We start from the raw sequence: 26,679 nt of genomic DNA on the forward strand, positions 1-26,679 counted from the left end.
ACCAGCTGTGTTGGATGGCATCGTGTCCGCGCATTGGGGCATCTCCAAATTTAGGTAGCCTATTTTAACCGCTACCAGCCGTTATCGGTCTCGGATTGCTTGGCTTTGGGAGTTTTTCACCAGCCTGCTAACCGCTGTTTTATTTCTGTTGATGCTGCCCCTGCACAGTAGCAGCGCTGCTTCACTAATCACCGACTCAAATAATATATTGATCGGAGCCACCGGCATCAACGTTAATGGAAGCGTCTACAATGTCCGGATTGGTGACGGCACATGCGTCGCATTGTTTAACGGATGCGATCAGAACACTGATTTCCCGTTTCAGTCGCCTTCATCTATAGACGCCGCTTTTAGCGCTTTAAAGCAAATTATCGACGCGGACACACGATTCGCGCGCAACCCATCCTCGATTTCAGGATGTGAGGATATCCAGACTTGTATACTAGTCACAATATTGAACACAAATTCAGTTGGCACACAAACAGGATTGAGATTATTAGTTCGAAGTACCAACCCCACAGTTATACGTCCGCATGCACAGACAGGATCAGCAAATTATGATTTTACAAATTTACCCGCGTTCACATACGCGGTTTGGACCGTCCCCGAGCCCAGTACACTCATGCTGCTCGGGATTGGTTTGTTCGGTCAGCGATGGTTGCGTACTCGGGGCAAATAAGGTCCTGCTGGCTTCTTTCGTCCAATCCGGCAGTACACCAGCGCCGCCAGCGTTGACGGTACTGCCCCAGAACCGAGGCCAACTCCACTGAGTTGGCTTTTTTCCGGGTCTGTTGCTCATAAAGCCGGTGCAGTGTTTCAACGTGTTTTTCGACCGTGACGGTCGCCAGTTGCAAGGGTTGCCGGGAAAAGCGGTAACCCAGAAAATCAAAACCGTGCTCGATCTTGCCGATGGTGGTTTTGGAGGGGTATTGCTGTCAGGGCAAGCGGTTGCAGGTTTGATTCAGGGCTATTCCCCTCACCCCAGCCCTCTCCCGCGAGGAGAGGGGGCTTTCAGGACAGCCTGTTTAGGGCTGTAGGATGTGCTGAACACCGTGAAGCGCATCGTTCGCGGACGGTGCGGTTCGTAAACTCACCACACCCTACATCGGCTTTAGGGTCGCGTAGCAGTTTTGATTGAGCTGCGTGTCTGGGGCGCTGGCTGGGTAGTAGCCCTTGACATCGGTTTTGCAAACAAAGCGGTAGTCGCCCAGCTTGGCCTGGATCTGGGTCACGGTGCGTTTGAGGCCGCCATGGCCTTTGACATGCACGCAGGCCGGCGACACGGTCGGCCTATCCCGCAGCCAAGCGCTCAACAGCTTGATGACCACCGCGTCTTCCGCCGCCCAAAGATGCACGATCTGACCATCGGTTTTGCACAGCCTATGCTGCGGGGAAAATCGATAGTCACCGCTCTGAATCTCCGCCAATAGCCCGCTCTTGCGCGCCGGCCAATGTCGTCGCAACTGCCAGATATCGGCATCCGCCGGAAAATGCCGGCGTTGCCGGCAGACGGCCAGAAACGCCTGCTGCAAGTGCGCAGGCGTGAGGGGTAAAGCTCTGGCGTTAGCGGGTTTTTGCGGTGTCGACATCGTCGAATCCGTGGGTGTCAGCTTTTTATGCACATCAATTGACTGCAGTGGTCGATTTTAAATAATGGAGTGTCAAGTTAAAAATCATAGTTTTGTTTGATTTCAATCAATTAAAACCGATTTTCACATCCATCAGGGTGACTGTGCTTCTGTCAGTTTTTTTTACAAAATGGCCGTTTTTGGTATGAGGCATTTCACATTTTTTGGCAATCTGCCTGATAGAACAGTGGCTTTTGCTGCGGCTTTTGTGATTGCTTTCGGCGATGAAATCAACCGCCAAGGCATTGGGGCTTCGAAGCTGAGGCATTGGCGGGCGTTTGGCGCACTACGAGTTCGTCGCCGAGACGCAAAATTGCCATGCGGGTGGCATCAGGACGAACGTCCTCGGCTAAACGGCAGGTTTGGCTGTGCAGGCCTTGATGACGCCGCTGTATCCTTCAATAATCCTTGGGCAAGCGCGCGACCAACTCGTCCCAACGGATCACGATCTCCGGCAGAATGCCGACCTGGGTTTCGCCTTCCAGCGGGTACAGCTCGGGTTTGCCGTATTCGCCGTTGTGCAGCTTGTAGACGAACAGCAGGCGGTCGACAGGGTGGACCAGCCAGTATTCGCGGACGCCGTGGCGTTGGTAGAGATCGCGTTTTTTGATTTGGTCGTGGCTGGCGGTGGAGGGCGACAAGACTTCGACGATCCAATCCGGCGCGCCGCGCACGCCGCGTCTGTCCAGTTTATCGGCATCGCAGACCACCAATACATCGGGTTGTACGACGCTGGTTATCAGTTCGTCTGCTTCGTCGTGGCTCGGTAGGCGTACGTCCAGCGGCGCGATGAAGGCGCGGCTGGAACTGCCTTGCAATGCGTTGGCGGTTTGACAATAAATTTCCCCGGCAACGTCTTGATGGGCCAAATCGGGTGTCGGCGACATCAGATAGGCGGCGCCGTCGATCAATTCGTAGCGCACGTCGTCCAGCCATTGTCGATATTCGCCGTAGGTGTGTTGTTGCCGGTCTTTTAGCGCTAGGGCCACAGCTCGTCTCCTTCGTCCACTATTTATAGGACTGATCCCAATCAGCAGTCCATCGCGCGGCGGCAAGTCGCATCAACTGAAAAACCGCTTTAAATAAGCCCCGGTATGCGAAGTCTTATGCTTGGCGATTTGTTTGGGCGTGCCTTCCGCGACTAGCGTGCCGCCGCCGCTGCCGCCTTCCGGGCCCATGTCGACGATCCAGTCGGCGGTCTTGATCACGTCCAGGTTGTGTTCGATCACGATCAGGGTGTTGCCGTGGTCGCGCAGGGTGTGCAGTACGCTCAGCAATTGTTTGATGTCGTGGAAGTGCAGGCCGGTGGTCGGTTCGTCGAGGATGTACAGCGTGGTGCCGGTGTCGCGTTTCGATAACTCTTTCGCCAGCTTGACCCGCTGCGCTTCGCCGCCGGACAGGGTCACGGCGTTCTGGCCCAGCGTGATGTAGCTCAGGCCCACGTCGATCAGGGTTTGCAGTTTGCGCGCCAGGCTGGGGATGGCCGAGAAAAACGCCGCGGCGTCTTCGACCGTCATTTCCAGCACTTCGTGGATGGTCTTGCCTTTGTAGCGGATTTCCAGCGTTTCCCGGTTGTAGCGTTTGCCGTGGCAGATGTCGCAGGGCACGAAGATGTCCGGCAGAAAGTGCATTTCTACTTTGATCACGCCGTCGCCGGCGCAGGCTTCGCAGCGGCCGCCCTTGACGTTGAAGCTGAAGCGGCCGGGGTTGTAACCGCGCGAACGCGCCTCCGGCACTGCCGAAAACAATTCGCGGATCGGCGTGAAAATGCCGGTGTAGGTGGCCGGGTTCGATCTTGGCGTGCGGCCGATCGGGCTTTGGTCGATGTCGACCACCTTGTCGAATTGCTCCAGGCCTTCGATGGCCTCGCACGGCGCCGGGATGCAACTGGCGCCGTTGATGACGCGGGCGGCATGGCTGTAGAGCGTATCGTTGATCAAGGTCGATTTGCCGGAGCCGGAGACGCCGGTGACGCAGGTCAACAGCCCCACCGGAAAACTGGCCGTGACGTTTTTCAGGTTATTGCCGCTGGCGCCTTTGATGGTCAATTGCCGGGCCGGATCGTTGGGCGTGGTCTTTTTGGGCACATCGATGCTTTGTGCGCCGGATAGGTACTGGCCGGTCAGCGAATTGGCGTCGGCCAGGATTTGCGCCGGCGTGCCTTGCGCAACGATTTGGCCACCGTGGACGCCGGCGCCGGGGCCGATGTCGACGATATGGTCGGCGGCGCGGATGGCGTCCTCGTCGTGTTCGACGACGATCACGGTATTGCCGAGGTCGCGCAGTCTGAACAGCGTGTTCAACAGGCGCTCGTTATCGCGCTGATGTAAACCGATGGAAGGTTCGTCGAGCACATACATGACGCCGACCAGGCCGGCGCCGATCTGCGAAGCGAGGCGGATACGCTGGGCTTCGCCGCCGGACAGCGTATCGGCGCTACGGTCCAGGGTCAGGTAATCCAGACCGACGTTGACCAGAAATTCCAGCCGCTCCTGAATCTCTTTATTGATTTTGGCGGCGATCTCGCCGCGATGGCCGGCGATGGTCAAGGCCTGGAAGAAATGCAAGGCGTCGCGGATCGGCAGTCGGGTCAAATGGTGCAAGGGCTGGTCCTCGACGAACACATTGCGGGCGCCGATGTTCAGCCGGGCGCCGTCGCAGACCGAGCAGGTCTGTTGCGCCAGATATTTCGCCAGCTCGTCGCGCACCATTTGCGAGTCGCTCTCCCGATACCGGCGCTCCATGTTGGGAATGATGCCTTCGAACGGATGGCGCGACACTTTGGGTTTGGCGTTGCCCATCTGAATTTGAAACTCGATGTTTTCGTTGCCGCTGCCGTAGAGAATGATGGCTTGCACGTCGCGTGGAATCTTGGCGAACGGCGCTTCCGGATCGAAATTGTAATGGGCGGCCAGCGCGCAGATGATTTGGTAGTAGTAAGCATTGCGCCGGTCCCAGCCGCGCACCGCGCCACCGGCCAGACTGATGTCCGGGTTGTGCACCACCAATTGCGGATCGAAATGTTGGCGTACGCCCAGGCCGTCGCAACTGGGGCAGGCGCCTTTCGGGTTGTTGAACGAGAAGATGCGCGGTTCCAGCTCGCTGAGGCTGTAGCCGCAATGCGGGCAGGCGTAACGCTCGGAGAACAGCAATTGCTGATCGTTTTCCATCGACGCGGCAATCGCCAGGCCTTCGGATAACCTTAGCGCGGTCTCGAACGATTCGGCCAGGCGCAATTGAATGTCGTCCCTGATTTTAAAGCGGTCGACGATGACTTCGATGGTGTGCTTTTTCTTTAAGTCCAGGGCGGGGGGCTCGTCCAGTTCGTAGACTTCGCCGTCGATGCGGGCGCGCAAAAAGCCTTGGGCCTTCAAGTCTTCCAGCAATAAGACGTGCTCGCCTTTGCGGTCGTTGATCACCGGCGCCAGCAGCATCCAGCGCTCGCCTTCCGGCTGCGCCAGCACTTGGTCGACCATCTGGCTGACGGTCTGCGCCTGTAACGACACGCCGTGTTCCGGGCAGCGCGGAATGCCGACCCGGGCGTACAGCAGCCGCAGATAATCGTAAATCTCGGTGATGGTGCCGACCGTCGAACGCGGATTGTGCGAGGTGGATTTTTGCTCGATCGAAATCGCCGGCGACAGGCCTTCGATATGGTCGACATCCGGCTTTTCCATCATCGACAAGAACTGGCGGGCGTAGGCCGACAACGACTCGACGTAGCGGCGCTGGCCCTCGGCATAAATGGTATCGAAGGCCAGCGACGACTTGCCGGAACCGGACAGGCCGGTGATGACGATCAACTTGTCGCGCGGCAGGTCGAGGTCGATGTTTTTCAGATTATGGGTGCGGGCGCCGCGTATGCTGATGGTGTCCACTGCGGTAAAGTCCTGGGATTTTTAACAGCCGGATACTATACGGGGAATGCCGGGGCTTGGGCAAAGGGGGATTGATGACGAGGCAAAGATTTTCGTCACCCCCAAAGGCGAACCGGAACCCGGTATCGATGATGCGACAAGTCCAGTTTTAACCGGCAGATCCCGATTCAGTTGTTGGGTGCGGTTACGTCCGGCAACAAATGCGGAAACGAGCCCTTGCGGATGTTAAAAAACACCAACTCCGGCAGACTCACCGCCCAGCCTTTCATGCCTTTTGCCAGGTGTTGCCCCGCGTCCCACGGCCAGCTCAGTAGGCCGAATCCGGTTTCCAGCGCCGCTGCGGCCAGATTGACGCCGCCTTGCAGCGGCCGCGGCCAGACCGCGTCCTGGGTGAAAAACACGAAGGCGGCGTCGCTGCCTTGCCAGCGGTATAAGGACGAGGTCAAGCTGTTCGATTCCTGTAGATCTACCCACCAATCCGGCGCGGTCCGGTAACGCTCTCGAATCTGCCGGTCGCGGTAGGCGGGCAGTTGGTAACTGGCAACGGTGCGGTAGCGTTCGCCGACCCGGTCGAAGGCGACGAACGGAATCGGATTCGGAAAATGGCCGTCCAGATAAGCGCCCAGCGCCTGCTCGGATAGCGTCGCCAGGTCGGATGCATCGACTGTGGCCGACGCTTGGGCGGCGGTTGCATTCAGCAACTGAAAGATTTCGGTCACGCAATTGCGCTGCACTAGATGGTAAGCGTAGCGCTCGAACAATTGCCGGCGGTAATCGGCCAAACGGGCGGCGGCACCGGCGCGGTAAGCCTCGGTTGTCGCCGCCGGCAGTGGTGGCCGGGGAAAGTCCGCCGGCGCGGATTTGTCCGGCGTATTGCTGAAGCGGGGTAGGGCGGCGGCTGGTTGTTCCGATAGGGCGCGTTCCAACGCGAATACCGCATTCGCGCCGTGTTCGATCGTGGCATAGCTACGTTCGTCGAGCGCTTGCGCCGCAGCCAATGGGGCGTTGGCGGCGCTCAATAATTGCCGGGAATACTGCAGCGCGGCCGGCAGGTCGACGGCCGGCGCATACGGGTCGGCGTCGGCGGCGCGCCGATCCAGCACCGTCAGATAGCCGCCGGCCAAGGATTGCTGCAGGGCGTGCAGCCGGGCCATGCCCACCAACAACGGATAACCCCAGTCCGGCCGTTCGCTGTTCAGCAGCCGGAGCAGATCGGCGCGGATTTGGTCCCGGTATTGGATGAGTGTGTTTTGCTGCGCTTGGCTCAGCCGGTAATGCGCGCCACTCAGGGGCAATAACGCATCGGCCCGCGGCGACTTGCCGGCCAGCAGCAGGTCGAGCGCGGCCAGGTTCAGCAAGCGGTTTTTGTATTGCTGGGCGAAAGTCAGGCCGCCGGCCGGCGGGACCGAAGCGCTTGCTTGCGCCGAATCGTCGGGCGCCAGCGTCGACAACTCCTGCCATAGGTCCCGGCGTTTTTGCGCCAGAAAATCCGGGCCGTACTTTTGCAGCGCCGCCGCGCGCAATGCCGCCAGTTCCGGACTGTCGCCGCCTGCGGCCGCAGCCGGAATCGGTGCGGCCCGATACTCTTCCAGAAAATAGCCCAGAGCCCGCAGACGCAGTTGCGGAACCTGCTCCGAATCCTGCAGATCGCGGCTCAGATCGGCGTCTTCCTGTAACGCGCGCAACAGGCTGAGTTCGCGATTTTGTTGCGCCAGCCGGCGATCGAAAGTCTCCTGCAAGGCATGGTAGTAGGCGTCGGCGACTTCGATGCGGTGGCCGTGCAGGGTGCGGTTCTGCTGGTCGGCATAAGCGAAGCGGAACGCGGCGAAGTCGTCGCGGTACAGCCGTAACAAGCCCGGCTCGACGTGCTGGAAATGGTAAACCCGGTCGCCGAAGCGGAGTGCGGCGTGGCCGCCGCTGGCGTTGCCCTCGTTGGCTTCGATGTACAAAAAGTCGAAACTGGCGCCGGCGACCGATCCGGCCGCGGCCGCCAGTAGCGCGCCAACCAGCCAGCGGCCGAAAACCAAGCGCGCACGCTGCAGCATGGCGGGGTCCGGTTATTTTTTCAGGCCGTCTTCGATGGCTTGTTTTTTCATCGGATCGTTACGGCTCAGGCTTTCCGTGAACGCCGAGATTTGCGGCTTGCCGAGCTTGGCTTTGCGCAGGCCGCGGCCGATGCCGAGGTAGGTGTAGCGGTCGTTCTCCCAATCGGTGATGCCGTGGTTTTCCGCCAGTTCGCTCAAGCGGGTGCGAAAGCTGTCCAGCGTGCCGCTGGAACTGACCACGAAATCGGCCGTGTAATCGGCGACGTCTGCTTCGTATTTTTCCTTGGCGTCGCCCGAGGAATCGGAACTGGATTTGAACGGGCTGGAAGCACTGTTGAACAAGGCTTTCGAGCTGTCGAACGCGCTTTCCGAGCTGGTGGAAAACGAGCAGGCGCCGAGCAGGCTGCCGCCGATCAGCAAGGCGGTCAAATGCAGCAGGGTGAAACGGTTCATGGCGTCCCTCCGGGAGGCGAGTTTGAAATTTGGGGTTAACGGACCCGACCGGGTCCGAAGCAAAGTCAGAGTATATCCCGAGCCAGCGTCGCCGGTAAGCCGGTCGTGGCTTGGGGTGGCGCGCAACCGGCGCGGGCCGGCAATCCGCGCCCGGCGCCCGGCCGATTTCGCCGGTTCGCGCTGGAGGAAGCCGGCGAGAAACTGGTACTATAAGCGGCTTAAATCGTACCGAGGCAAAGAGGAGTTACAGGTTTGACACAGGTTCAGGATATTACCAGTCCGATGACGGCCATGGAGAAGCGGGCGACCGTGTCGCTGGCCAGTATCTATGCGCTCAGAATGCTGGGTTTGTTCATGCTGCTGCCGGTGTTGTCGCTGTTTACCGAGCAAATGCCGGGTTCCACGCCGAAACTGGTCGGTTTGACCATGGGTATTTACGGCTTGACCCAGGCCATTTTGCAAATTCCGTTCGGCCTGCTGTCCGACCGCTTCAGCCGCAAGACTGTGATTGTGATCGGCTTGGTCTTGTTCGTGGCCGGCAGTGTTTGGGCGGCATTGGCCACCGATATTTACGGCGTCCTGATCGGTCGGGCCTTGCAGGGTTGCGGGGCGATTTCGGCGGCGGTGATGGCGTTGCTGGCCGATTTGACCCAGGAAGTACACCGCACCAAAGCCATGGCAACGATAGGCGCCAGTATCGGCGTGTCGTTCGGCGTCGCCATCACGCTGGGGCCGATCATCGCCCACCAATTCGGGATTGCCGGCATTTTCTGGATGATTGCGTTACTGGCCGCGCTGGCGATTCTAGTGATTCTGTTCGTCGTACCCAATCCGGAAAAGATCAGCACTCACCGCGACGCCGAATACATCCCGTCGGAATTGAGCAGCGTCATTACCAACCCCGACCTGCTGCGCCTGAATTACGGCATTTTTGCCTTGCATTTGATCCTGATGGCCAGCTTCGTCGTGGTGCCCTTGCTGATGCGCGATGCCGGTCTGGACGGTGGTAGCCACTGGATGGTGTACTTGCCGGTGTTGGTGACCTCGATGGCCGGCATCATTCCGTTCGTCATCATTGCCGAGAAGAAACGCAAGATGAAGCCGGTGTTTCTTGGCGCAATCGCGACCCTGGTAGTCGCCAATCTCGGCTTCGTGGTGTTGCACGGCCAGCTGATCGGCCTGATCGCCTGTCTGTGGATTTTCTTCTGCGGTTTTAATTTGTTGGAAGCGACTTTGCCGTCGTTGATCTCGAAGACCGCGCCGGGCGATTTAAAAGGCACTGCGATGGGGATTTACTCCAGCGGCCAGTTCCTCGGTGCGTTTCTGGGCGGGGCGGCCGGCGGTTGGTTGTACGGCGAATTCGGCGCCGTTGCCGTGTTCCTGTTTTCGGCCGGGGTGGCCGCCAGTTGGGTGCTGATCGCGCTGTTCATGTCGCCGCCGCGCTATTGGGCCAATCTGCTGTTGCCGTTACAAGGCGTTGCCGCCGAACGGGGTAGCGACTTTTCCAAACAATTGCTGGCGATTGCCGGTGTCGAGGAAGTCCGGCTGCATTTCGAAGAACGCGCCGCTTATCTGAAGGTCGACAGCCAGCGCCTGGACAAAGACCAACTCAACCAATTTTTACAGCAATGGCGTTAGGCTGCTGCTGAACAACACACGGAGACAACCATGCTGAACAAAGTCATGCTGATCGGCCGCCTCGGCGCCGATCCGGAAGTACGTTACATGCCGAGCGGCGACGCCATCACCACGATCCGGCTGGCGACTACCCGCCGTTGGCGCGACCGCAATACCAACGAGCGTAAGGAAGAAACCGAGTGGCACCGGGTGGTGTTTTTCAGCGGCTTGGCCAAAATCGCCGGCGAGTACTTGAAAAAGGGCAGCCAGGTCTACGTCGATGGCCGTATCCGTACCCAGAAATGGCAGGGCCAGGACGGCCAGGACCGCTACACCACTGAAATCGTCGCCGAAAACATGAACATGCTCGACAGCCGCAGCGGCGGCACTACCAGCTACGCCGACAGCAACACGCCGCCGCCGAGTGCCTACGACAACCGCCCGGCAGGCGCTGGCGGCAGCCCGGCGCCTTCCGGCCCGGCCGCTTACGACGATTTCGATGACGACATTCCGTTCTAAAGTACGCCGCGACCGTATCTATAAAAAGCCCCTGCTCAGGGGCTTTTTTGGTGTACCCGTCGGTTAAAGCGCATGGCCTGGTATAGCCGCCGCCGATTGGCTCAAAGGCCGTTACCGATCAATATGAAGGGAGCCCAGTAGTAGGGGTGGCTAAAAGAAACGCCGCCGTCGCCGTCGCTGGTCTGCACGCCGCGGCCTTCGTCGGAACCAGGGCCGGAAGCGCCGGTTATCATGGATAGCTGGGCTTGGCGGAGGGCATCGCCCTTGGTGGTGCCGGGTTGTTGCAGGGCGCGATAAAAAGCGTTCATCAAGGCCTGGGTGCCGCCGTCGTCCACCGACCATAGCGATGCCAACGTAGCGCGGGCTCCGGCGTTTTCCATCAGAAAGCCTAGCCCCAAAATCTCCTCACCCTTGCCCAGCGACGCCCCCAAAGCGGTTTCGCAGGCGCTGAGCGCAATCAAGTCGACGTTTTCCAGCGACCACTCGTACTTGACCTGATCGACAGTAACCCGTTCGCCGTTGCCGAACAGGATGAACGATTCGTCCGGCTTGCCTGACACCAGCGCCGCGTGGGTGGCGAAGTGAATGATATTGAACCGGTTCAGTTCCGGAAGTACCGCAGCGGGAGTGAAGTTGCGGTCGACCAGCTTTAGCGCCCCCGGATACAAAGCGGCCAGATCATTCACTTCCAGGCCGGCAAACGGTAGTCCTTTGAAGTCGAAATGCCGGTCGCCCAAGGTGAAATCGTAATCGCCGCTGGCGAAGGCCGCCGCCAGCAATTTAGGCTCGCGCAGCGGCCGGGTCTCGAGTTCGGTCAGAGATAAAGCGGTTATGTTGACGGTGTTAAAGCGTTGCGCCAGCCATTGCCGGCCGTCGTGCAAGGCCGCCAGCGGGATGTAGCGCAGGACGCCGTCGGGGGCGTAGAGAATGGTTTTGGCGCCGAGCTGGTGCAGATGTGGTTCTATCGGTTGTACCAGCCAGCGGTACAGTGTCTGCGCCCTTTGTTCGACGTCGTTGTGCCGCCGGGTCAGGGCGGTTCTCAGGTCCAAAATCGCCTGATTCAATGTTGCGCGGTCCACCGGCACCGGAATATGTAATGGCGGACTCAGCGTCCCGACCAGGACGATCTCCAAGCGGTCGTCCAACACCAACGGATAGAGCAACGCCGTCTGTGTCCCCAAGCGGGCCAGATTGTCCTTGAGCGAGCGCAGTTGTTCCAGGGCCGGCAATGCGGTTCGGGCTTCCCGGCTCAGATTGCCGATCAGAGCCTGAATCTCGCGGCTTTCGATGAAGGTCGCGAAGGCACGTTGCAGGCTGCGTTGCTGCCGGTCCAATTCCTGCCACTGTTTTTGCTGCTCCGGGCTTCGCTGGGAGCGGTCCAGTTTGTCCAAGGCCACCAGTGCCTGGCCGGTGCTGATGGCTTGTCGCTCCAAAGCGGCGTAGTTTTTTAAGATGTCTTGCTCCGCCGGCAATTCGGCGACACCCTGGCCGGTCGTTTCGTTGCCGCGCACCGGGCCGAGGAAGTCGGCGGCTTCCTGCACTTTTAACAGATCCAGCACTTGTTGGGCCTCGATCACCCGGTCCTGGCGCAGCAATAGATCGGCAAGACTGCGGTAAAAACCCTGCACTCTGGCCAGATAGGCTTTTTGATCCTGTTCCGGCAGGGATTTCAAGTCGTTGCGTATCCGTTCGCTGAGGTTGACGGACTGCTTGTAGAAGGCGATAGCTAAGGTCTGTTGACCTTGCCGCTCGAACAGGGCGCCGATGTTCCCCAGGGTGATTCTGGCATTGTCGCGGTCTCCAATGTCGCGCCAGATTGCCAACGCTTGCAAGTAGGCGCTAAATGCCGGTTCGAGTTGGCCGAGGCGGGCGTAAACGCTGCCGATGCTATCGTAAGTGGCCGCGGTCGGCTTACGGGTGCCGAGCTGTTGCAACACGTCGAGTGCGCTCGATAACACGGCCAGCGCTGGCGTGTGCTGCTGTTGCTCGCTTAGCGTCAGCCCGAGATTATTTTGCGTTTCCGCGACGCCGAAACGGTCGTTGAGCTGCTTGCGAATCGCAATGGCGTGTTCGAAGGCTTTGGTTGCGGCCTGGTGATCTTTTTGTTCGGCGTAGATATAACCGAGATTGTGGTAAGCCGAAGCGATATCGGCCTGGACGTCGATATCCTCGGCAGCCTCGAAAATGGCCAGCGCTTGGCGTTGCTGGGCCAGGGCCGTGTCGTATCGGCCCATTTCGGCATAAACCGCGCTGATATTGCTGAGGATGGTGCCTTTGTCGCGAACTGACGCCTCCGGCAATGCGGAGAACCGTTGTTGGGCTTGATCGTAGATCTCCAGCGCTTTGGCGTAGCGGCCCTGCGCCAGATAAGTCAATCCCAGATTGCCCAGCGTCCTCGCTTCGCCCAAGCCGTCGGCCAGTTTACGCCGCAAGCTTAGAGCCTGCTCCAAATGCGCCCCGGCTTTGTCGATCGCGCCCAATTTTCGATAGGTGGTGCCCAACATGTTGTGCAATATCGCCAGCTCATTCTCGTGCTCGGCGTCGAATTGCAGCAGGCCGTTTTCAAAGGCGGTCGTGGCCTGTGCGTATTGCTGGAGTTTTAGATGGCTGCGGCCGATTTTGTAAAATAAATCGCCGCTGAATTCAGGCGGCTCGGTGTTGTGCGCCAATGCCAGGGCTTGCCGATAATGGCTTAACGCCAGATCGTAGCGTTGTTGTTTAAACTCGCGCAAACCCAGTTCCCGCAAGCGCTGCGCTTGGCTGGGCCAGTTACCGGTCATGATGGCGCCAGACTCGGCATCGTCCGGAAAATCCAGGTTCTCCGCGCTGTGCAGCAAATTACAGCCGGCAGCGACCCAGCTCAGCACGCCGGCCAACAGGGCGTGGCGCAAAGGGGGCAATCCGCTCATGGCCGCCATCTCGGCCTTTACAATTTGACGCCGGTAACCGGTTTACGCTGGCGCTTAACGGCCATACCCAGCCCGAACAACAGGCTCAACCAAAACAGGGCAGGGTGTTTCAGTGCCGTCACCATCGGCCAGAGCAGCATCCGCGTCGCAATCCGGGCGGCTTGGTGTTGGGCGACATAGTCGGCGACCGGCGGCGAATATCGGTAGTAAACATCGACGAAGGCCCGGCCCAACGAATATTGCAGCAAATGCCGATCCCTGAAGCGTTTCAAGGCCACCACTTCCTGCGCCAGCGGACTGCCGTAAGCAGCCGTGGCGATAAAACAGTAATTCTGGCGGCCATCGGGGTTCCAGCGGCCGGGGCCTTCGGAGCCGGTCTGGCCGGCAGGTGTCAACTCCTCGGTATCGTCTTGATAATCGCTGCTATCGGTGATGTGCATCATCAAGGTTTGCCGCTGTTGGTCTACGTTTTGCAGGTTCTGTTGCAGACTACCCAGTTGCGAGTTGATCTGATTGATCTCCAACTGCAGTCTTTGTTTTAACAAGGGTTGGCTGGTTTGATTCAACTGCGCCTGTTTCTGATCGAGCTGACTCCTGGCATTCGCCGCCTCTTGTTCCAACTGTTTTTTCTGCCGGTTTAGCGCGTGCAGTTCTTTTTTCAGCCGGATCTGATCTTGCGACAGCAGTGACGGTTTGACCGTCATTCGGTCCGGCAAGCGCTGAACCGCGGGTGTGGACACCTTGTCGTCAACCCGCTGGGCCGGCTGGGTGCTGGCCGGTTGTTCAGCCTCGCTTGATGCGGGCTGTACTCGCGGAATCAATACCGGGTAGGTTAACGCCCGTTGCCTCAGGTTCGGCTCGTCCGCTCCTGCCCAGCCCGAGCCAAGCCACGCCACCAGGAAAAAAGTAACCACGTTAAACCGCATCGGGAACGTCGGCCCGCGCCGATCGTGTTGGTGACCGTTCATACCTACCCCCTGCACTATGCCGTTAAACCCAAACTGCAATCCTGTAGCCTGCTTTCGTTAAGGTTAGGGCGAAAAACGTTACGAAACCTTCGCCGTGGTCTGCCACGACAAAGGTGCGACCGGGGCTTTCTGCGGCGTTATCGCCGGAGCCCGCTAAACTGGACGAATCGCGACGAGCCCGCACGCCGGTGCCAAGCGGGTTTCCGCTTCGTCCGACTGCAGCTTATTTGGCTTTGCTCGTCATTGCAAATGCAGCCCCGATTTTCGGTAGGCGCGGGTTTAAAACCGCTCGGATTTGGGGGTTGTGCGGCGGAGCGGCAAACGCGTTGCCAGGATCAAATCCGCGCCCGCCGGACCCAGCCGAACAGAGCCGGGAGCGAGGACAGGCCGCCGCCTTGTTAGACGGCATCGACCTGGTATTGACGGTCGCTTCCCGCGCCGCAGCCGATCGGCTCTACCGGCCAATCTGATCATGCTGGAACCGCCGCGACCCATCTCGCCGTTCGATTCCGCAGTAATTTGGCGGCCGGGTTTAGAAGCCAATCCGGAGTTGGCGTGGTTGCGTGGGGAGATTCGGGTGGTTGGGGGTGAGGTGGCTTTGTTGGCTACTTGCCGAGTAGTTCACTGAAGGATACTTAGGATTGCAGAAGCGCCAGTCAGTATATTTTGGCTGAGTTCGGCCAATTGCGGACGGATGATTTTTCTGACTAACGTCGGTAGATAGATCTATAGCTGGCGGCTGTAATCCCGAAAAGGTGAGGCCACCTATAGATTATGCTGAGCCACGCGAGGCGCACCGTTCGCGAACGGCGTGCCTGATGGGAATCGCCCCCGCACATCTTATGGCCTTAACATGGCAACCTACAAAAAAGTTACTAGCACAGTTTGAATGATATACAAAAGGGAAAACTCCTTACCGATCACAAATTTATTGTGATGATTCAAAATACGTGGTAATTGTACGGAGCCTAACTACTAGTTAGGCTAAATAAAATTCAAAACTTATGGTACAAATATGGCTGATTCAGGCACGAAAGTTGTAGAAGACGCGATTGCGAAACATAAAAACGAACTTTTTAGAAAAATAAACCATGATACTAAGCAAAGCATATTAAAGCTAACCCCAAAAGAATGTTTGACATTCATACTTGAGTCAAAAGGGAATAAAATTAAAACATACAAACCTGAAGCCAGTGAAGAATATGCGGGAGCGATGATTGCTTTTTGCAGAGGAAAGCAATATCGAGGATATAATGTTGAAAGTGAAGTTACTGGTGTTGTAATTAAAACAGTAGAGACATCAATTTTAGAGTTTTATGGGTCAGATAGTATATGCAAATCAGTTTCCGACGCAATTATCGAAGAACTTCTTAAGCACGGAGCAGGAACGTCTACTATTCGGCATGAGGTGCTAGAGGAAAAAAATTGGATAGGAAGAGAAATTGCTGTAATGAATCATGATGCAGCGGCTTATTCAATCGCTGGTACAGTAATTGATGCAGCTACTCAACAAATTGGAGATTTTTTTCAGTCCACCGTTGGCAAACAAGTAGTTCTGGCAATCAGCAAGATGCTGGCAACGACTTCAGGAAAAATCGCTGTAATGAACGCGGTTAAAGCTGCTGTAATGAAAGTAATGGCATCAGCCGCTCTTCAAACTGTGCTTGTTAATTTTATTAGGAAAGTTGGCGTTGGTATATTGATAAAAACTGCTATAGGAAAAGCCTTAATAGCATTGTTGGCTGTTGTTGGCATTGCGCATGTTCCGTTAGTATGGATCATTCTACCGTTAATTGCAGCGTTACTTGTTTATGAATACAATACTTTTCCGTCTAAACTGGCCGACAAAATTCCAAGCGAAGTATCTAGCATTATTAAAGGTCAATTTGATGATATGAACCAAGTAATGTCAGAAAGCATTTTCTCTGCTATTACTGAGAAAATGGCTGACGAATTAACAAAGGTGAGGTTTTCGTGAACATCATAATAGGGCATTTAGCAAACATACCTACCATTTGCTCATGTGGAACCACCTAATGAATCGTTCCAATGCATTCACACCACGAAGCGACTTGGTATTTTCGGGTTTCCTGGGGCAGTGCATGGCGCTGAATACAGGCGCTAGCCTCCGCGAGTGTTCGCCTGGCACACTTTAGAATCCTAGGTTTCAATTTGAATACTTAGATAACCAAGCTGATTATCGGAAATACGGTTCTTCTTTATCCAGAAGGTTACGTTGGATTAAGGCCTTTTTAGTGAAGCAGCGGGTACTTATTACTTGACTCAAAGAACAACTAATAATGTGACTGGCGAGCATCCTGTATTAGCAGTGCTCAGGCACAAGCATGGGCGCGAAAATGACTCTATCTTCTGCATACAGCTACTATACTAAAATGTTTTTATTTTTTATTCACCGAATTACGCCACAGGTTTGAGGATATATAAGCATGTATACCAAAATTACAAAAGAAATTCTTCAAAAAAACTTCAAGGATGAATGTGATCTTATAGGACGAGAAAATTTTAGTCAGCTATTTGATGAAAATTCAAAAATAATCAAAACTGATTTTGGGGAAGAAATACCAGTACTTGAAGTTATTGGTTATTTGATGGGAATTATTGGTTTTATTGAGAGCTCTTGTGCTCTTCATGATCGTATCAAATCAAAAACCAATAAAGCCATCAAAATTGATGAGTTTATATCTTTGGTTCGCGAACAGCTCAAAATACCTGAAGATATTGATGATGTCGATGTGGTTTCAATTTTGGAGATAATCATAAAAAAATCCGAGGACCTTTAACTTGAAATTTTCTGCTTTTGTTATTGATATTTATCGACGCAACCCCAAGCGTTTTACTCTAATGCTGATTGAAATAATCGCCGTTAATCCAATACCACTTTTTCAATTTTTTATCGCCTTCCAATATCCTTCATTAATATCATTTTGTCTAATTATAATAGCTATTTTTGTAAACCATTTAGCCATAAACTGCATGACAATGTATAACCTAGGAACTAACACTCTAAAAATTATAGATGGCTGTCTTGCAAAAGGAGTAGCTGGAAAAACGATTCGGTTGAGCTCTATTTTGAACGATAGATTCCCTTTTGAGTATAGTATTTACTCTGATATTGAGCATTGGTTATTGAATTTAAATGCTTTGCTCAAGCGCAAACTTGATGAAATGATATATATACATTATGCGCCTGGACAAGGATTGGCTCTACATATACTGGGTCGCAATTTTTTTCTTCCCATGTTTTTGTAAGTGGCTTACCTGAAAAAGATGAAGCAATACCTAAATTTCTTTTTCTTCACGAAATATTTCATGTTCTTGGGTATGGTGCTGCGCGACCAATAACTATATTAATATCATTACCAGCTCATTTAACTTTTATTATTTGGTCTGTATATTTTACAAAATGGACTTTTTTAGGGTTGGCGTCTCTATCATTGATAGCTATTTTACTATTTGTCTGGAACGAGAGAAGTCAGTGGCAAGCTCGAAGAACTCAACTAACAAGTGAATTGATTGCTGATGCTTTAGCCTTAGGCTATATGACAACAGACGAACTTAAACATCTCCGATCATGTAAAGCTTTGGATAGACTTAATGATCGTTCCTTTTCTAAAACTGAAAATCGGTTTCGGATTGCCTCACTCAAAACTCATATTGACGTTGCCCTAGCCGGAAAAAAGATGTTATTGATGAGATAAAAGAAGAAAAAATAGAATTACGTACACCTGTTTCTATTTTGACAGCATTTATTTTTAGTATTTTTTTCTGCAGTATTAATGCGAATCAGCCATTATTTTCAGATTTAATTAACGCAAGTTTTTTTGGAGTTTTTCTGTTATTATTTTTTATTTTTACATTTTTTCGTTATATGCTTTTTTCTTCCAGACTTTCTCTCGCCCTTGACCAATCTTTTCCTGCGGACCAGATTTAAATACATGCTTCAGCGCCGCAGCGGCGGGACGCACCTTTTCGGGGTGGTTTTGTAGGTTTGTGTATTTTCGGATTCAGTGGCTTTGCCAACTTTCCATGGAAGTTGCGTCCCTTAGCTTTACATTGAATGGCGGCTCATTAAATCACTGCCGTCATTGAGCACAAAGCTTAGAATGTCAACTAGGGGTCGATTCCAGTAATTCTGTCAGCCCGTAGGCTGATGACATGGACTCCTCCCCAACCTACAAAAAATGAATATGGCGGTTCGGATCAACCGTATCCTATTCATCCTGCATTATTGCTGCTCCGCGCGGGCTTTCAACGCCTGATTCATCGTTGCAAAACCGGGCAGCACGTCGCGTTGCAAGCCGGCGGCGAAAAGTGGGATTAGTAATCCGCTGAAACGCTCGCTGTGGCGGAAGCGGATTTTGTCCACGGCCAGCGGTTCGATGGTAAATCGGTGTTCGCCGTCGAACAGGCCGGGAAGCAGAACCCGGCCGAGCCATTTCAATTCCCGTTCCGGCTCTACGGTAACGACGGTCGGTTGGAATTTCATGGTTTTGCCGGCCTGGATTTGCACGTGCAAGCGACTGCCGACTTTGGCTTCGCCGGAAATGGCGCGGACGAACGGGTTCCAGGCCGGATAGGCGGCAAAGTCCGACAAAATGGCCCAGACTTTGGCGGCTGACGCGGCGATTTCGATTTCGGTATCGATTTGGTAATGAAACATGGCGGTTTGCTGGGTCGGGTGGCGAAGATTGGCTTGGGCCGATGGTATGCCCGATCCGGATTAGCGTATATCATCCTGGTCGGACTGTAGCCGTATTTGACATTAACAGACCCGTCCGAACAACGGGCGCGCCGGCCGTTGACACGCTGGCGGTGGCATTTAATCTACAACTTAGGAATCCGCCGCCTTTGGCCGCATTGATCGACACCCTGGATTTGCACAGCCTAGCCTATGCGGTGGGCAGTATCGGCATCGTGCTGGAGTGGCGCGCTTACTGGTTGCCGGGCGGCCGGGCGTTTCGTCGCTGGTCGGCGACTGGGGCCTTGTTTTGGGCCGGCCAGTATTTTTTATTGAACGCCTGGACCGCCGGCTTGAATATGGCCGGCACCGCGTTGCGCACCTTGTTATCCGCTTATGTCACCCACGGGGCCGGCAAACATTGGACGGCCGCCGGATTTACCGCGGCGTTCGCCGCGTTCACCGCATGCTCTTGGCAGGGGCCGATATCGCTGGCGCCGGGCTTTGCGACGATCAATACCACCGTCGCGTTGTTTTATCTGGACAATCGGCGGATGCGCATCGCCTTGCTGGCCTCCAGCCTGGCCTGGATTGGCAACGACCTGTATTGGCAGGCTTGGCCGGCGTTGCTGGCCGAGAGCGTGGCCATGCTGGTCAATATCCGGACCATCGTCGGTTTATATCGGCAAGATTCGGTTTAGCGCCGCAGCAGGATTTTGCGGACGCCGGGCTGGGCGGCATGGGCGAACGCGGCGACGCCGTCGCGCAACGGATATTCGCCGTCTATCAATGTCTCCACCGGCACGGCGCCTTTCGCCAATAACGCCACCGCCTCAGCGAACGGCCCGCAGCGCGAGCCGAGCAGCGTAATTTCGGCAACGACGATTTTGCTTAAATCCAACGCCGCGCCGGCGGCGAAGGTGCTTTTCAATACCAGGGTGCCGCGCGCTCGGGTCAGGCGTAGCGCTGCCGTAAAGCCGGCGGCGTTGCCGCTGGCATCGACCACGCAATCGAAACGGTTGTCCGGGCAATCGGCGGCTAGACCGGTCTGCAAGCCCCAAGCCGCCGGTAAAGCCAGCGAAGCCGGCGTCCGGCCCAGCATCACGACGTCGTGGCCGGCCAGGGCCAGCACTTTACCGATCAACAGGCCGAGCCGGCCCGGACCGACCACGGCGATTTCGCCGGCCGGCCGCTGCGCCAGTTGCTCAGCCACGCGCAAGGCCGCCGCCAGCGGTTCGACAAATACCGCCGCCCGATCCGGCACCGCGTCGGGGATGCGCTGCAGGTTGCGAATCGGCAGGGTCAGATAGTCGGCGAAGGCGCCAGGTTGGCCGCGGATGCCCAGCACGCGCCGGTTCGGGCAATGTTCCGGGCCATGCTGCAGACATTCCGGGCAGGTTTGGCAACCGATGTTGATGCTGCCGACCACCCGTTGTTGCAGCCAAGCGTCGTGTTGCGGGTCGCCGACCGCCACCACGCGGCCGACGAATTCGTGACCGGGAATGCCGCGGAACCCGGCATAACCTTGCGCCAATTCCAGATCGGTGGCGCAGATGCCGGCCAGGCACAGTTCGATCAAGGCTGTGTCCGCTGCCGGCAACGGCTCGGCAAAGTCGGTGCTGTAGGCCAAGGTGTCGGATAAAACCAGTGCTTGCATGATCGCTACGCCGGACGAGGAAAAGCCGATTATCGCGCAAATGCCGGTTGGGTTGAGCCGGGATGGCGCTACAATCTGGCTTCGACTTTTTTCGTGGGGATTGCCATGTCCGATTTTCCGTTGCCGCCGGCCGCCGAAGCGTTCGATCGGTTCGTCAATACGCCGCTCGATCGTTTGCTGGCCGAGAATGCCGCGCTGGATGTCCGGCACAAATATTTGCAGCTGTTCAAACGCTGCGCCGCCGAGGTGCCGGCCTACCGCGATTTTCTGGCCGCGCGCCAGGTCGATCCGGCGCAGGTCAACGATTATGCGGCGTTCAAAAATCTGCCGTTGATGGGCAAGGCCGATTACATGCAGGCCTATCCGCTGCCGCAACGCTGCTTCGGTGGCAGCTTGCGCGGCGCGGATCGGGTAGCGGTGTCGTCCGGTTCCACCGGCAAGCCGACCTTCTGGCCGCGCGCCGCCGCCGACGAATTGGAGGTGGCGCTGCGTTTCGAGCAAGTGTTTGCCGACAGCTTTCAAGCGGATCGGCGTAGCACTTTGGCGGTGGTGTGTTTTGCCTTGGGCAATTGGGTCGGCGGCATCTTTACCACCTCCTGCTGCTGGCAGCTGGCGCGCAAGGGCTATCCGTTGATGGTGGCGACGCCGGGCAACAATAAGGCCGAGATTCTGCGGGTGGTGCGCGAATTGGCGCCGCACTTCGAACAAACCGTGTTGCTGGGTTATCCGCCGTTCGTCAAGGACGTGATCGACGCCGGCCTTGCCGAAGGCATGGATTGGGCAAAGTACCGGCCCAAGCTGGTATTCGCCGGCGAAGTGTTCAGCGAGGAATGGCGCAGCTTGCTGGCCCGGCGCACCGGCTCTGCAGATATTTGCTGCGACAGTGCGTCGTTGTACGGCACCGCCGACGGCGGCGTGCTGGGTAACGAAACTCCTTACAGCGTCGCGATCCGGCGTTGGCTGGCCGAGCGGCCGGATGCGGCCCGGGCCTTGTTCGGTGAGTCGCGCCTCCCGACCTTGGTGCAATACGATCCGGCCAGCCGCTTTTTTGAATTGCACGACGGTACCCTGGTGGTATCCGGCGCATCCAGCGTACCGCTGCTGCGCTACCACATCGCCGACAAGGGCGGCTTGGTCGCGTTCGCCGAGATGCGGGATTTTTTAAGCCGATACGGCGTAACATCGCATATCGATCTGGGCTTGCCGGCCGACTTTCGGCCGCGGGAGTTGCCGTTCGTATTCGTGTTCGGCCGGGCCGATTTCACGGTGTCGTATTACGGCGCCAATATTTATCCGGAGAACGTGACGGTAGGTTTGGAGCAGCCGCAGATCGCGGCCTGGGCCAGCGGCAAGTTCGTATTGCAGACCCGGGAAACCGCCGATGGCGACAAGGAACTGCAGATTGCGGTGGAACTGTTGCCCGGCGTCGCGCCGACGGCGGAGATGGTGCCGGCCATCGCCGAATCGGTCAAAGCCCAATTGCTGCGCTTGAACAGCGAGTTCGCCCATTACACGCCGGCCGAGCGCCAGTTGCCGCAGATCACGCTGCACGGCTTCGGCGATGCCGAGTATTTTCCGGTCGGCGTCAAGCATCGTTATACCCGGCGTTGACGGCCGGGTGCAGGCGACGAATCCGGCCGCAAATTGCAAAGCGGGTGCCGGTTGAGGGACAATAACCGGTCAAGCCCGGCGGCGATAGGCGCGCAATTGCGTTTCGCTGCCGGGCGCAATACCTCGACCAACACCGACGAAAACCATGTCTACATCGGCCAGACACATTCAATTGATGGATACGACGCTGCGCGACGGCGAGCAAACCCAGGGCGTGGCCTTCACGCCGATGGAGAAAGTCAGCATTGCCAAAGCCTTGTTGCAAAACCTGCGCGTCGACCGGATCGAGGTGGCGTCGGCCAGGGTGTCGGAAGGCGAGAAGGAAGCGGTGACACTGATCAACCAATGGGCGCGGCAGGAAGGTTTTGCCGAGCGCGTCGAAGTGCTGGGTTTTGTCGACCATACCCGCAGCGTGGATTGGATCAAATCCACCGGCGGCCGGGTCATCAATCTATTGGCGAAGGGCAGCGAGAAACATTGCCGCGAGCAACTCGGCAAGACCCTGGATCAGCACAGCGCCGACGTGTTGCAAACCATCGGCTATGCCCATGAGCAAGGTTTGAAGGTCAACGTCTATCTGGAGGATTGGTCCAACGGTTACAAGAACAGCCCGGATTACGTCTACGGTTTGATGGATCGGCTGCGGCAAAGCCCGGTCAGCCATTTCATGCTGCCGGATACCTTGGGCGTGATGGCGCCCGACGAGGTGTTCGCCAGCTTCAGCGACATGTGCCAGCGTTATCCGGAAGTGCAATTCGATTTCCATCCGCACAACGATTACGGTTTGGCGACCGCCAACGTGATGGCGGCGGTGCGGGCCGGGGTCAGCGCGGTGCACTGCACCATCAATTGCCTGGGCGAGCGGGCCGGTAACGCCTCGCTAGCGGAAGTGGCCGTGGTGTTGCGCGACAAGATGGGGCTGGAATTGGCGATCGACGAAAGCCATCTGGTGCGGATCAGCGACATGGTGGAAAACTTTTCCGGCAAGCGGGTCGCGGCCAACGCACCCATCGTCGGCGCCGACGTTTTTACCCAGACTGCCGGAATCCACGCCGACGGCGACCAGAAGGGCGGGTTGTACAAAACCAAGCTCGGTCCGGAACGCTTCTCGCGCACCCGCAGTTACGCACTGGGCAAAATGAGCGGCAAGGCTTCGTTGAAGAAAAATCTGGAACAGCTCGAACTGGATTTATCCGAAGAAGATCAGAAAAAAGTGCTGGCGCGCATCGTCAGCATCGGCGATTCCAAGCAGACCATCACCACCGACGATCTGCCGTTCATCATCGCCGACGTGCTGGAAAGCAAGAGTTACCAGCACATCAAATTATTGGCTTGCGCAATCAATAGCGGCTTGGATTTGCCGTCTACCGTCAGCTTGCGGGTGGACGTCAAAGGCGAAAAACATCAGGCTACCGGCGCCGGTAGCGGCGGCTTCGACGCCTTTATCGATGCCATCGGCAAAGTGCTGGAAAAGTACGATTACCGGCTGCCGACACTGGCCGATTACGAAATCCGCATCCCGAAAGGCGGCCATACCAGCGCGCTGACCGAGTGCGTAATCACCTGGGATTGCGGCAGCGAGTTGCGCAAGACCCGCGGCGTCCACGTCAACCAAGTGTTTGCCGGCATTTTGGCGACGATCAAATTGATCAACATTCAATTGCACGAGATGGCTGCCAGCCCAAAGGCGTAGGCTTCGCTTCGCGTATCCGGCCGGCTCGTTCCGTGCGGTTAAACAATCCTCTCATCGAAATTTACCGCGACGCGTGGTTGCTGGCGGTGCACAAGCCGGCCGGCTTGCTGGTGCACCGCAGCCCGATCGACAAGCACGAAACCGAATTTGCCCTGCAATACGCCCGGGCCTTGAACGGCGGCGAACACGTCTACCCGGTGCACCGGCTGGACCGACCCACTTCCGGTCTGCTGGTGTTCGCCCGCGACCCGCAAACCGCCAGTAGCCTGGGCAAAGCGCTGATGGCCGGCGACGTGTGCAAAACCTACCAAGCCATGGTCCGCGGCTGGACGCCGGAACAAGGCCTGATCGACCATCCGTTACGCGACGAACCGGAAGACCGCCGGCTGAAAGGCGAGCCGCAAGCGGAACGCGAGGCCCGCACCCGTTACCGGCGGCTGGCGACAACGGAAATTCCGGTCGCCATCGAAGGCCACGCCACCAGCCGCTATAGCCTGGTCGAGCTCTACCCGGAAACCGGCCGCAAACATCAATTGCGCCGGCACATGAAGCACATCAGCCACCCCATCATCGGCGACGCCAATCACGGCCGCGGCCGCCATAACCGTTATTTTGCGGAACGTTTCGGCCAGGGCCGTTTGATGCTGGCCGCGACCGAGATGGTTTTTGCGCATCCGGCGACCGGCGAGAGATTGCATTTGCAGGCGGAATTGGAGGACAGTTTTTTGCGGGTGTTGTCGGTGTTTGCGGGGTAGGGCGGGGCGGGCTTGGCTTAGCGGCTTAACCGAGGGTTGCCGTCAGCGGCGGCTCGGAATCCAGCGCGACGTCGGCGTATATTTCGGCAAAATCCAGTTCCAAATTCAGCTCCGGAATTGCCAGTTTATCGTCAGGTCCGGTATGGCTGTGCAACAGCCAGGCGTTGTCTGCGGTGCGCCTGAAGCAATCGATGGCCTGAGTCCGGCTGTCGATCAACCAATAGCTCTGCAGGCTGTCGAGTTGGCGGTAAGCGGCAAACTTGGCGCCGCGGTCGAAGGCTTCGGTGGAGGGCGACAATACCTCGGCGATGAATACCGGGTGTTGTTTGAACAAACGGTTGTCCCGGTCTTTGGGATTGCAACTCACCAGTACGTCCGGGTAAAAGAAGGCGTTGGCCGCAGCGACGTTGACTTTCATGTCGGAAATATAGGCCCGGCAAGGCGATTCCTTCAGCGCTTGCTTCAGCAGAAAGGCCAGGTTCATCGCAATTGAAACATGCGCATCGCTGGCGCCGACCATGGCCCAGACCTCGCCGTCCAAATATTCGTGTTTTACCGTCGCGCTCTCTTCGCCTTGCAGATACTCGGCGCAGCTCAACTTCAACTTTTCGGTAACTGCCATAGTTCTATCCTCCGTTGCTGGTCGGCCTAATTCTACTCCTCCCGGCCGCGATGTGAACTGCGCAAACCTTTTCCGCCTAGGTTCGGTCGGTTAAATCGTCGGTAAGATCGGTTTGAACCCGGAAACGGTTCAAAGGGGTGAGGCAACCGTATGCCTTGAGTTGATGGTCGGCGGGCGTGACCAGACTGGGTGCGGAGCGTCGTCGGATTACGCTAGGCTAACCCGACCTACAAGGTTTAGAGGGGAAGGGGTTGCGTCGTTAACCCCTTCCGTAGGGCCGGGTTTATTTTTTCAGCAAATCGCGGATTTCGGTCAGCAATTTAACGTCTTCGGGAATGACCGGTTCCGGAGTTGGTTCTGCTGGCGCGTTGCGGTTGGACATTTCCACCAACTTGTTCATCGGTTTAACGATCACGAAAAACACCACTGCCGCGGTGATCAGGAAACTGACCACAGCGCCGATAATGCCGCCCAGGTCCAACTCGATCAATTTGTTGACCATATGGGTGACACTTTCTCCGGCGGCATTTTTTTCGGTCACTTCCACCATTTTTTCCATAATCGGAATCGTCAATTTCGGTTGCGGGCCGCCGCCGGCCAATGCCAGGATAGGCTCGACGATACCTTTGGTAAACGCCGTCACGATGCCGGTAAATGCGGCGCCGATAATCACACCGGTAGATAGATCAACCACGTTGCCTTTCAAGATAAATTTTTTGAATTCTTCTAATGTTTTCACGATAAGCCTCGGTTTTTGACGGATGATTCTGGATTCGTGGCGTGCAAGGGTCGCCGCCACGTTATAGGTATTTGAAAACGCTACGGCTAACCGATTTGACTGGATCGCTTGTAGGCTTTCGCCGACAACGATACCAGATAAATTGGTTTGCTGACTAGGCGGACTCTATTCAATGTAACAAGTAAATCATGGGAAGAAGTCGCTACCTTATCAGCTAAGCCGACAAACCCGGTTTAATTAGCTGCGCTTTCGTGGAATGTCTGCCCGTATTTGCCCGTCCAAACCAGGGTGGATAAGCATGGTGAACATTTTTAGGCCTTGCAATCGTTAGCCCAGAAAGGTACGCGATTTGTATCCTGCGGTATTCCTCCCGACCGCGATTTGATCTGCGCAATCCGTTTCCGCCACGGTTCGGTCGGTTAATAGCCATTATCATCGATTTGAGCGCGGGAACGATGCAAAATCAGTAGCAGGTTGAGTACATGCGGCGCAATGCCTGCTGATTATTGCCATAAGCGGGCTGGAGCGTCCAGGGATTGGAGAGTGGGCAGATAAATATTACCGAATCTTCATTATTTTTCTAGTTATTTGTTTAGCATCGGGATCAGAGGAGTTGCTTGTAAACCTTACCTCCAAATTTTTCCAGTCATAATGCCAGTCTGCAATTGAGCTTAAGATAGAAATAGCGACAATAATCGCTTGATAAAAAATTGAATCGTCATTTGGGGCAACAATATAAATTAGTTTAATTAAAACAATCGTGGCGGCCAATATTTTAAGAAGCGTCTTTGATGTTCGGAGAATTGCAGCGGTTTTGTAGTCACCAGTTCTCACCAATGACAAAACCTTATTAAATAACACTTGCTTTTTTTCTTAAAAATTTTAG

22 protein-coding genes are annotated in these 26,679 nt (G+C 56.1%); 10 read left to right on the forward strand and 12 right to left on the reverse strand.

Going from position 1 to position 26,679, the window contains the following annotated elements; genetic code table 11:
• Window positions 1-151 precede the first annotated feature (151 nt).
• Window positions 152-679: a PEP-CTERM sorting domain-containing protein gene (locus tag AC0IM9_RS17245; RefSeq protein ID WP_482804860.1), complete on the forward strand. Its 528-nt coding sequence runs from the start codon at window positions 152-154 to the stop codon at window positions 677-679.
• Between the two features lie 421 nt (window positions 680-1,100).
• On the opposite strand, the gene AC0IM9_RS17250 is transcribed toward AC0IM9_RS17245, so the two are convergent.
• The 5 genes from AC0IM9_RS17250 to AC0IM9_RS17270 all read right to left on the reverse strand — a co-directional run bounded on the left by AC0IM9_RS17250 (window position 1,101) and on the right by AC0IM9_RS17270 (window position 8,004).
• On the reverse strand, window positions 1,101-1,589 hold the full coding sequence (locus tag AC0IM9_RS17250; protein WP_482804810.1) for a hypothetical protein: 489 nt from the start codon (window positions 1,587-1,589) through the stop codon (window positions 1,101-1,103).
• Window positions 1,590-2,026: 437 nt separating this feature from the next.
• The gene (locus AC0IM9_RS17255) at window positions 2,027-2,617 is read right to left on the reverse strand and encodes a Uma2 family endonuclease (RefSeq protein WP_482804811.1); all 591 of its coding nucleotides are present in this window, start codon (window positions 2,615-2,617) and stop codon (window positions 2,027-2,029) included.
• 72 nt (window positions 2,618-2,689) lie between these two features.
• A complete protein-coding gene (gene uvrA / locus AC0IM9_RS17260) occupies window positions 2,690-5,506 on the reverse strand; it encodes an excinuclease ABC subunit UvrA (RefSeq protein ID WP_482804812.1) in 2,817 nt (938 codons plus the stop codon).
• A 167-nt stretch (window positions 5,507-5,673) separates the two neighbouring features.
• On the reverse strand, window positions 5,674-7,551 hold the full coding sequence (locus tag AC0IM9_RS17265) for a hypothetical protein (RefSeq protein WP_482804813.1): 1,878 nt from the start codon (window positions 7,549-7,551) through the stop codon (window positions 5,674-5,676).
• A 12-nt stretch (window positions 7,552-7,563) separates the two neighbouring features.
• On the reverse strand, window positions 7,564-8,004 hold the full coding sequence (locus tag AC0IM9_RS17270; protein ID WP_278212501.1) for a putative lipoprotein: 441 nt from the start codon (window positions 8,002-8,004) through the stop codon (window positions 7,564-7,566).
• Between the two features lie 252 nt (window positions 8,005-8,256).
• On the opposite strand from AC0IM9_RS17270, the gene AC0IM9_RS17275 reads away from it, so the two are divergent.
• Together AC0IM9_RS17275 and AC0IM9_RS17280 are read left to right on the forward strand one after the other, a co-directional pair.
• Entirely contained in the window at window positions 8,257-9,642 is a 1,386-nt protein-coding gene (locus AC0IM9_RS17275) for an MFS transporter (protein WP_482804814.1), read from the forward strand.
• 30 nt (window positions 9,643-9,672) lie between these two features.
• Window positions 9,673-10,140 (forward strand): single-stranded DNA-binding protein, encoded by a 468-nt coding sequence (locus AC0IM9_RS17280; protein WP_482804815.1) that lies wholly within the window; start codon window positions 9,673-9,675, stop codon window positions 10,138-10,140.
• 101 nt (window positions 10,141-10,241) lie between these two features.
• Here the strand turns inward: AC0IM9_RS17280 and AC0IM9_RS17285 are convergent, their stop codons facing one another.
• Window positions 10,242-13,049 (reverse strand): CHAT domain-containing protein, encoded by a 2,808-nt coding sequence (locus AC0IM9_RS17285; RefSeq protein WP_482804816.1) that lies wholly within the window; start codon window positions 13,047-13,049, stop codon window positions 10,242-10,244.
• 17 nt (window positions 13,050-13,066) lie between these two features.
• The gene (locus AC0IM9_RS17290; RefSeq protein WP_482804817.1) at window positions 13,067-14,017 is read right to left on the reverse strand and encodes a CFI-box extended C-terminal domain-containing protein; all 951 of its coding nucleotides are present in this window, start codon (window positions 14,015-14,017) and stop codon (window positions 13,067-13,069) included.
• Window positions 14,018-15,032: 1,015 nt separating this feature from the next.
• On the opposite strand from AC0IM9_RS17290, the gene AC0IM9_RS17295 reads away from it, so the two are divergent.
• The 3 genes from AC0IM9_RS17295 (at window position 15,033) to AC0IM9_RS17305 (ending at window position 17,287) form a co-directional block, all read left to right on the forward strand.
• A complete protein-coding gene (locus tag AC0IM9_RS17295; RefSeq protein ID WP_482804818.1) occupies window positions 15,033-15,995 on the forward strand; it encodes a hypothetical protein in 963 nt (320 codons plus the stop codon).
• A gap of 469 nt (window positions 15,996-16,464) precedes the next feature.
• On the forward strand, window positions 16,465-16,818 hold the full coding sequence (locus AC0IM9_RS17300) for a hypothetical protein (protein ID WP_482804819.1): 354 nt from the start codon (window positions 16,465-16,467) through the stop codon (window positions 16,816-16,818).
• A 1-nt stretch (window position 16,819) separates the two neighbouring features.
• The gene (locus AC0IM9_RS17305; protein ID WP_482804820.1) at window positions 16,820-17,287 is read left to right on the forward strand and encodes a hypothetical protein; all 468 of its coding nucleotides are present in this window, start codon (window positions 16,820-16,822) and stop codon (window positions 17,285-17,287) included.
• Between the two features lie 976 nt (window positions 17,288-18,263).
• On the opposite strand, the gene AC0IM9_RS17310 is transcribed toward AC0IM9_RS17305, so the two are convergent.
• Window positions 18,264-18,698 (reverse strand): SRPBCC family protein, encoded by a 435-nt coding sequence (locus AC0IM9_RS17310; protein ID WP_482804821.1) that lies wholly within the window; start codon window positions 18,696-18,698, stop codon window positions 18,264-18,266.
• A gap of 188 nt (window positions 18,699-18,886) precedes the next feature.
• On the opposite strand from AC0IM9_RS17310, the gene AC0IM9_RS17315 reads away from it, so the two are divergent.
• The gene (locus AC0IM9_RS17315; RefSeq protein ID WP_482804822.1) at window positions 18,887-19,417 is read left to right on the forward strand and encodes a YgjV family protein; all 531 of its coding nucleotides are present in this window, start codon (window positions 18,887-18,889) and stop codon (window positions 19,415-19,417) included.
• Here the strand turns inward: AC0IM9_RS17315 and AC0IM9_RS17320 are convergent.
• Window positions 19,414-20,373, reverse strand: coding sequence for an alcohol dehydrogenase catalytic domain-containing protein (locus tag AC0IM9_RS17320; RefSeq protein ID WP_482804823.1), 960 nt, complete (start codon window positions 20,371-20,373; stop codon window positions 19,414-19,416). The genes AC0IM9_RS17315 and AC0IM9_RS17320 overlap by 4 nt on opposite strands.
• Before the next feature lie 105 nt (window positions 20,374-20,478).
• Between AC0IM9_RS17320 and AC0IM9_RS17325 the strand changes: the two genes are divergently transcribed.
• The 3 genes from AC0IM9_RS17325 to AC0IM9_RS17335 all read left to right on the forward strand — a co-directional run bounded on the left by AC0IM9_RS17325 (window position 20,479) and on the right by AC0IM9_RS17335 (window position 24,432).
• Window positions 20,479-21,984: a phenylacetate--CoA ligase family protein gene (locus AC0IM9_RS17325; protein ID WP_482804824.1), complete on the forward strand. Its 1,506-nt coding sequence runs from the start codon at window positions 20,479-20,481 to the stop codon at window positions 21,982-21,984.
• A 145-nt stretch (window positions 21,985-22,129) separates the two neighbouring features.
• Window positions 22,130-23,677, forward strand: a complete 1,548-nt coding sequence (locus tag AC0IM9_RS17330) for a hydroxymethylglutaryl-CoA lyase-like TIM-barrel protein (RefSeq protein ID WP_482804825.1) — start codon at window positions 22,130-22,132, stop codon at window positions 23,675-23,677.
• A gap of 32 nt (window positions 23,678-23,709) precedes the next feature.
• Complete coding sequence (locus tag AC0IM9_RS17335) at window positions 23,710-24,432, forward strand: pseudouridine synthase (protein WP_482804826.1); 723 nt, start codon at window positions 23,710-23,712, stop codon at window positions 24,430-24,432.
• A 25-nt stretch (window positions 24,433-24,457) separates the two neighbouring features.
• Here the strand turns inward: AC0IM9_RS17335 and AC0IM9_RS17340 are convergent, their stop codons facing one another.
• The 3 genes from AC0IM9_RS17340 to AC0IM9_RS17350 form a co-directional block, all read right to left on the reverse strand.
• On the reverse strand, window positions 24,458-25,054 hold the full coding sequence (locus AC0IM9_RS17340) for a Uma2 family endonuclease (protein WP_482804827.1): 597 nt from the start codon (window positions 25,052-25,054) through the stop codon (window positions 24,458-24,460).
• A gap of 283 nt (window positions 25,055-25,337) precedes the next feature.
• The gene (mscL, locus tag AC0IM9_RS17345) at window positions 25,338-25,793 is read right to left on the reverse strand and encodes a large conductance mechanosensitive channel protein MscL (protein WP_222101894.1); all 456 of its coding nucleotides are present in this window, start codon (window positions 25,791-25,793) and stop codon (window positions 25,338-25,340) included.
• Window positions 25,794-26,351: 558 nt separating this feature from the next.
• Window positions 26,352-26,654, reverse strand: a complete 303-nt coding sequence (locus tag AC0IM9_RS17350) for a hypothetical protein (RefSeq protein WP_482804828.1) — start codon at window positions 26,652-26,654, stop codon at window positions 26,352-26,354.
• Window positions 26,655-26,679 lie beyond the last annotated feature (25 nt).

It is taken from the genome of Methylomonas sp. Uni0011 (assembly GCF_056850255.1).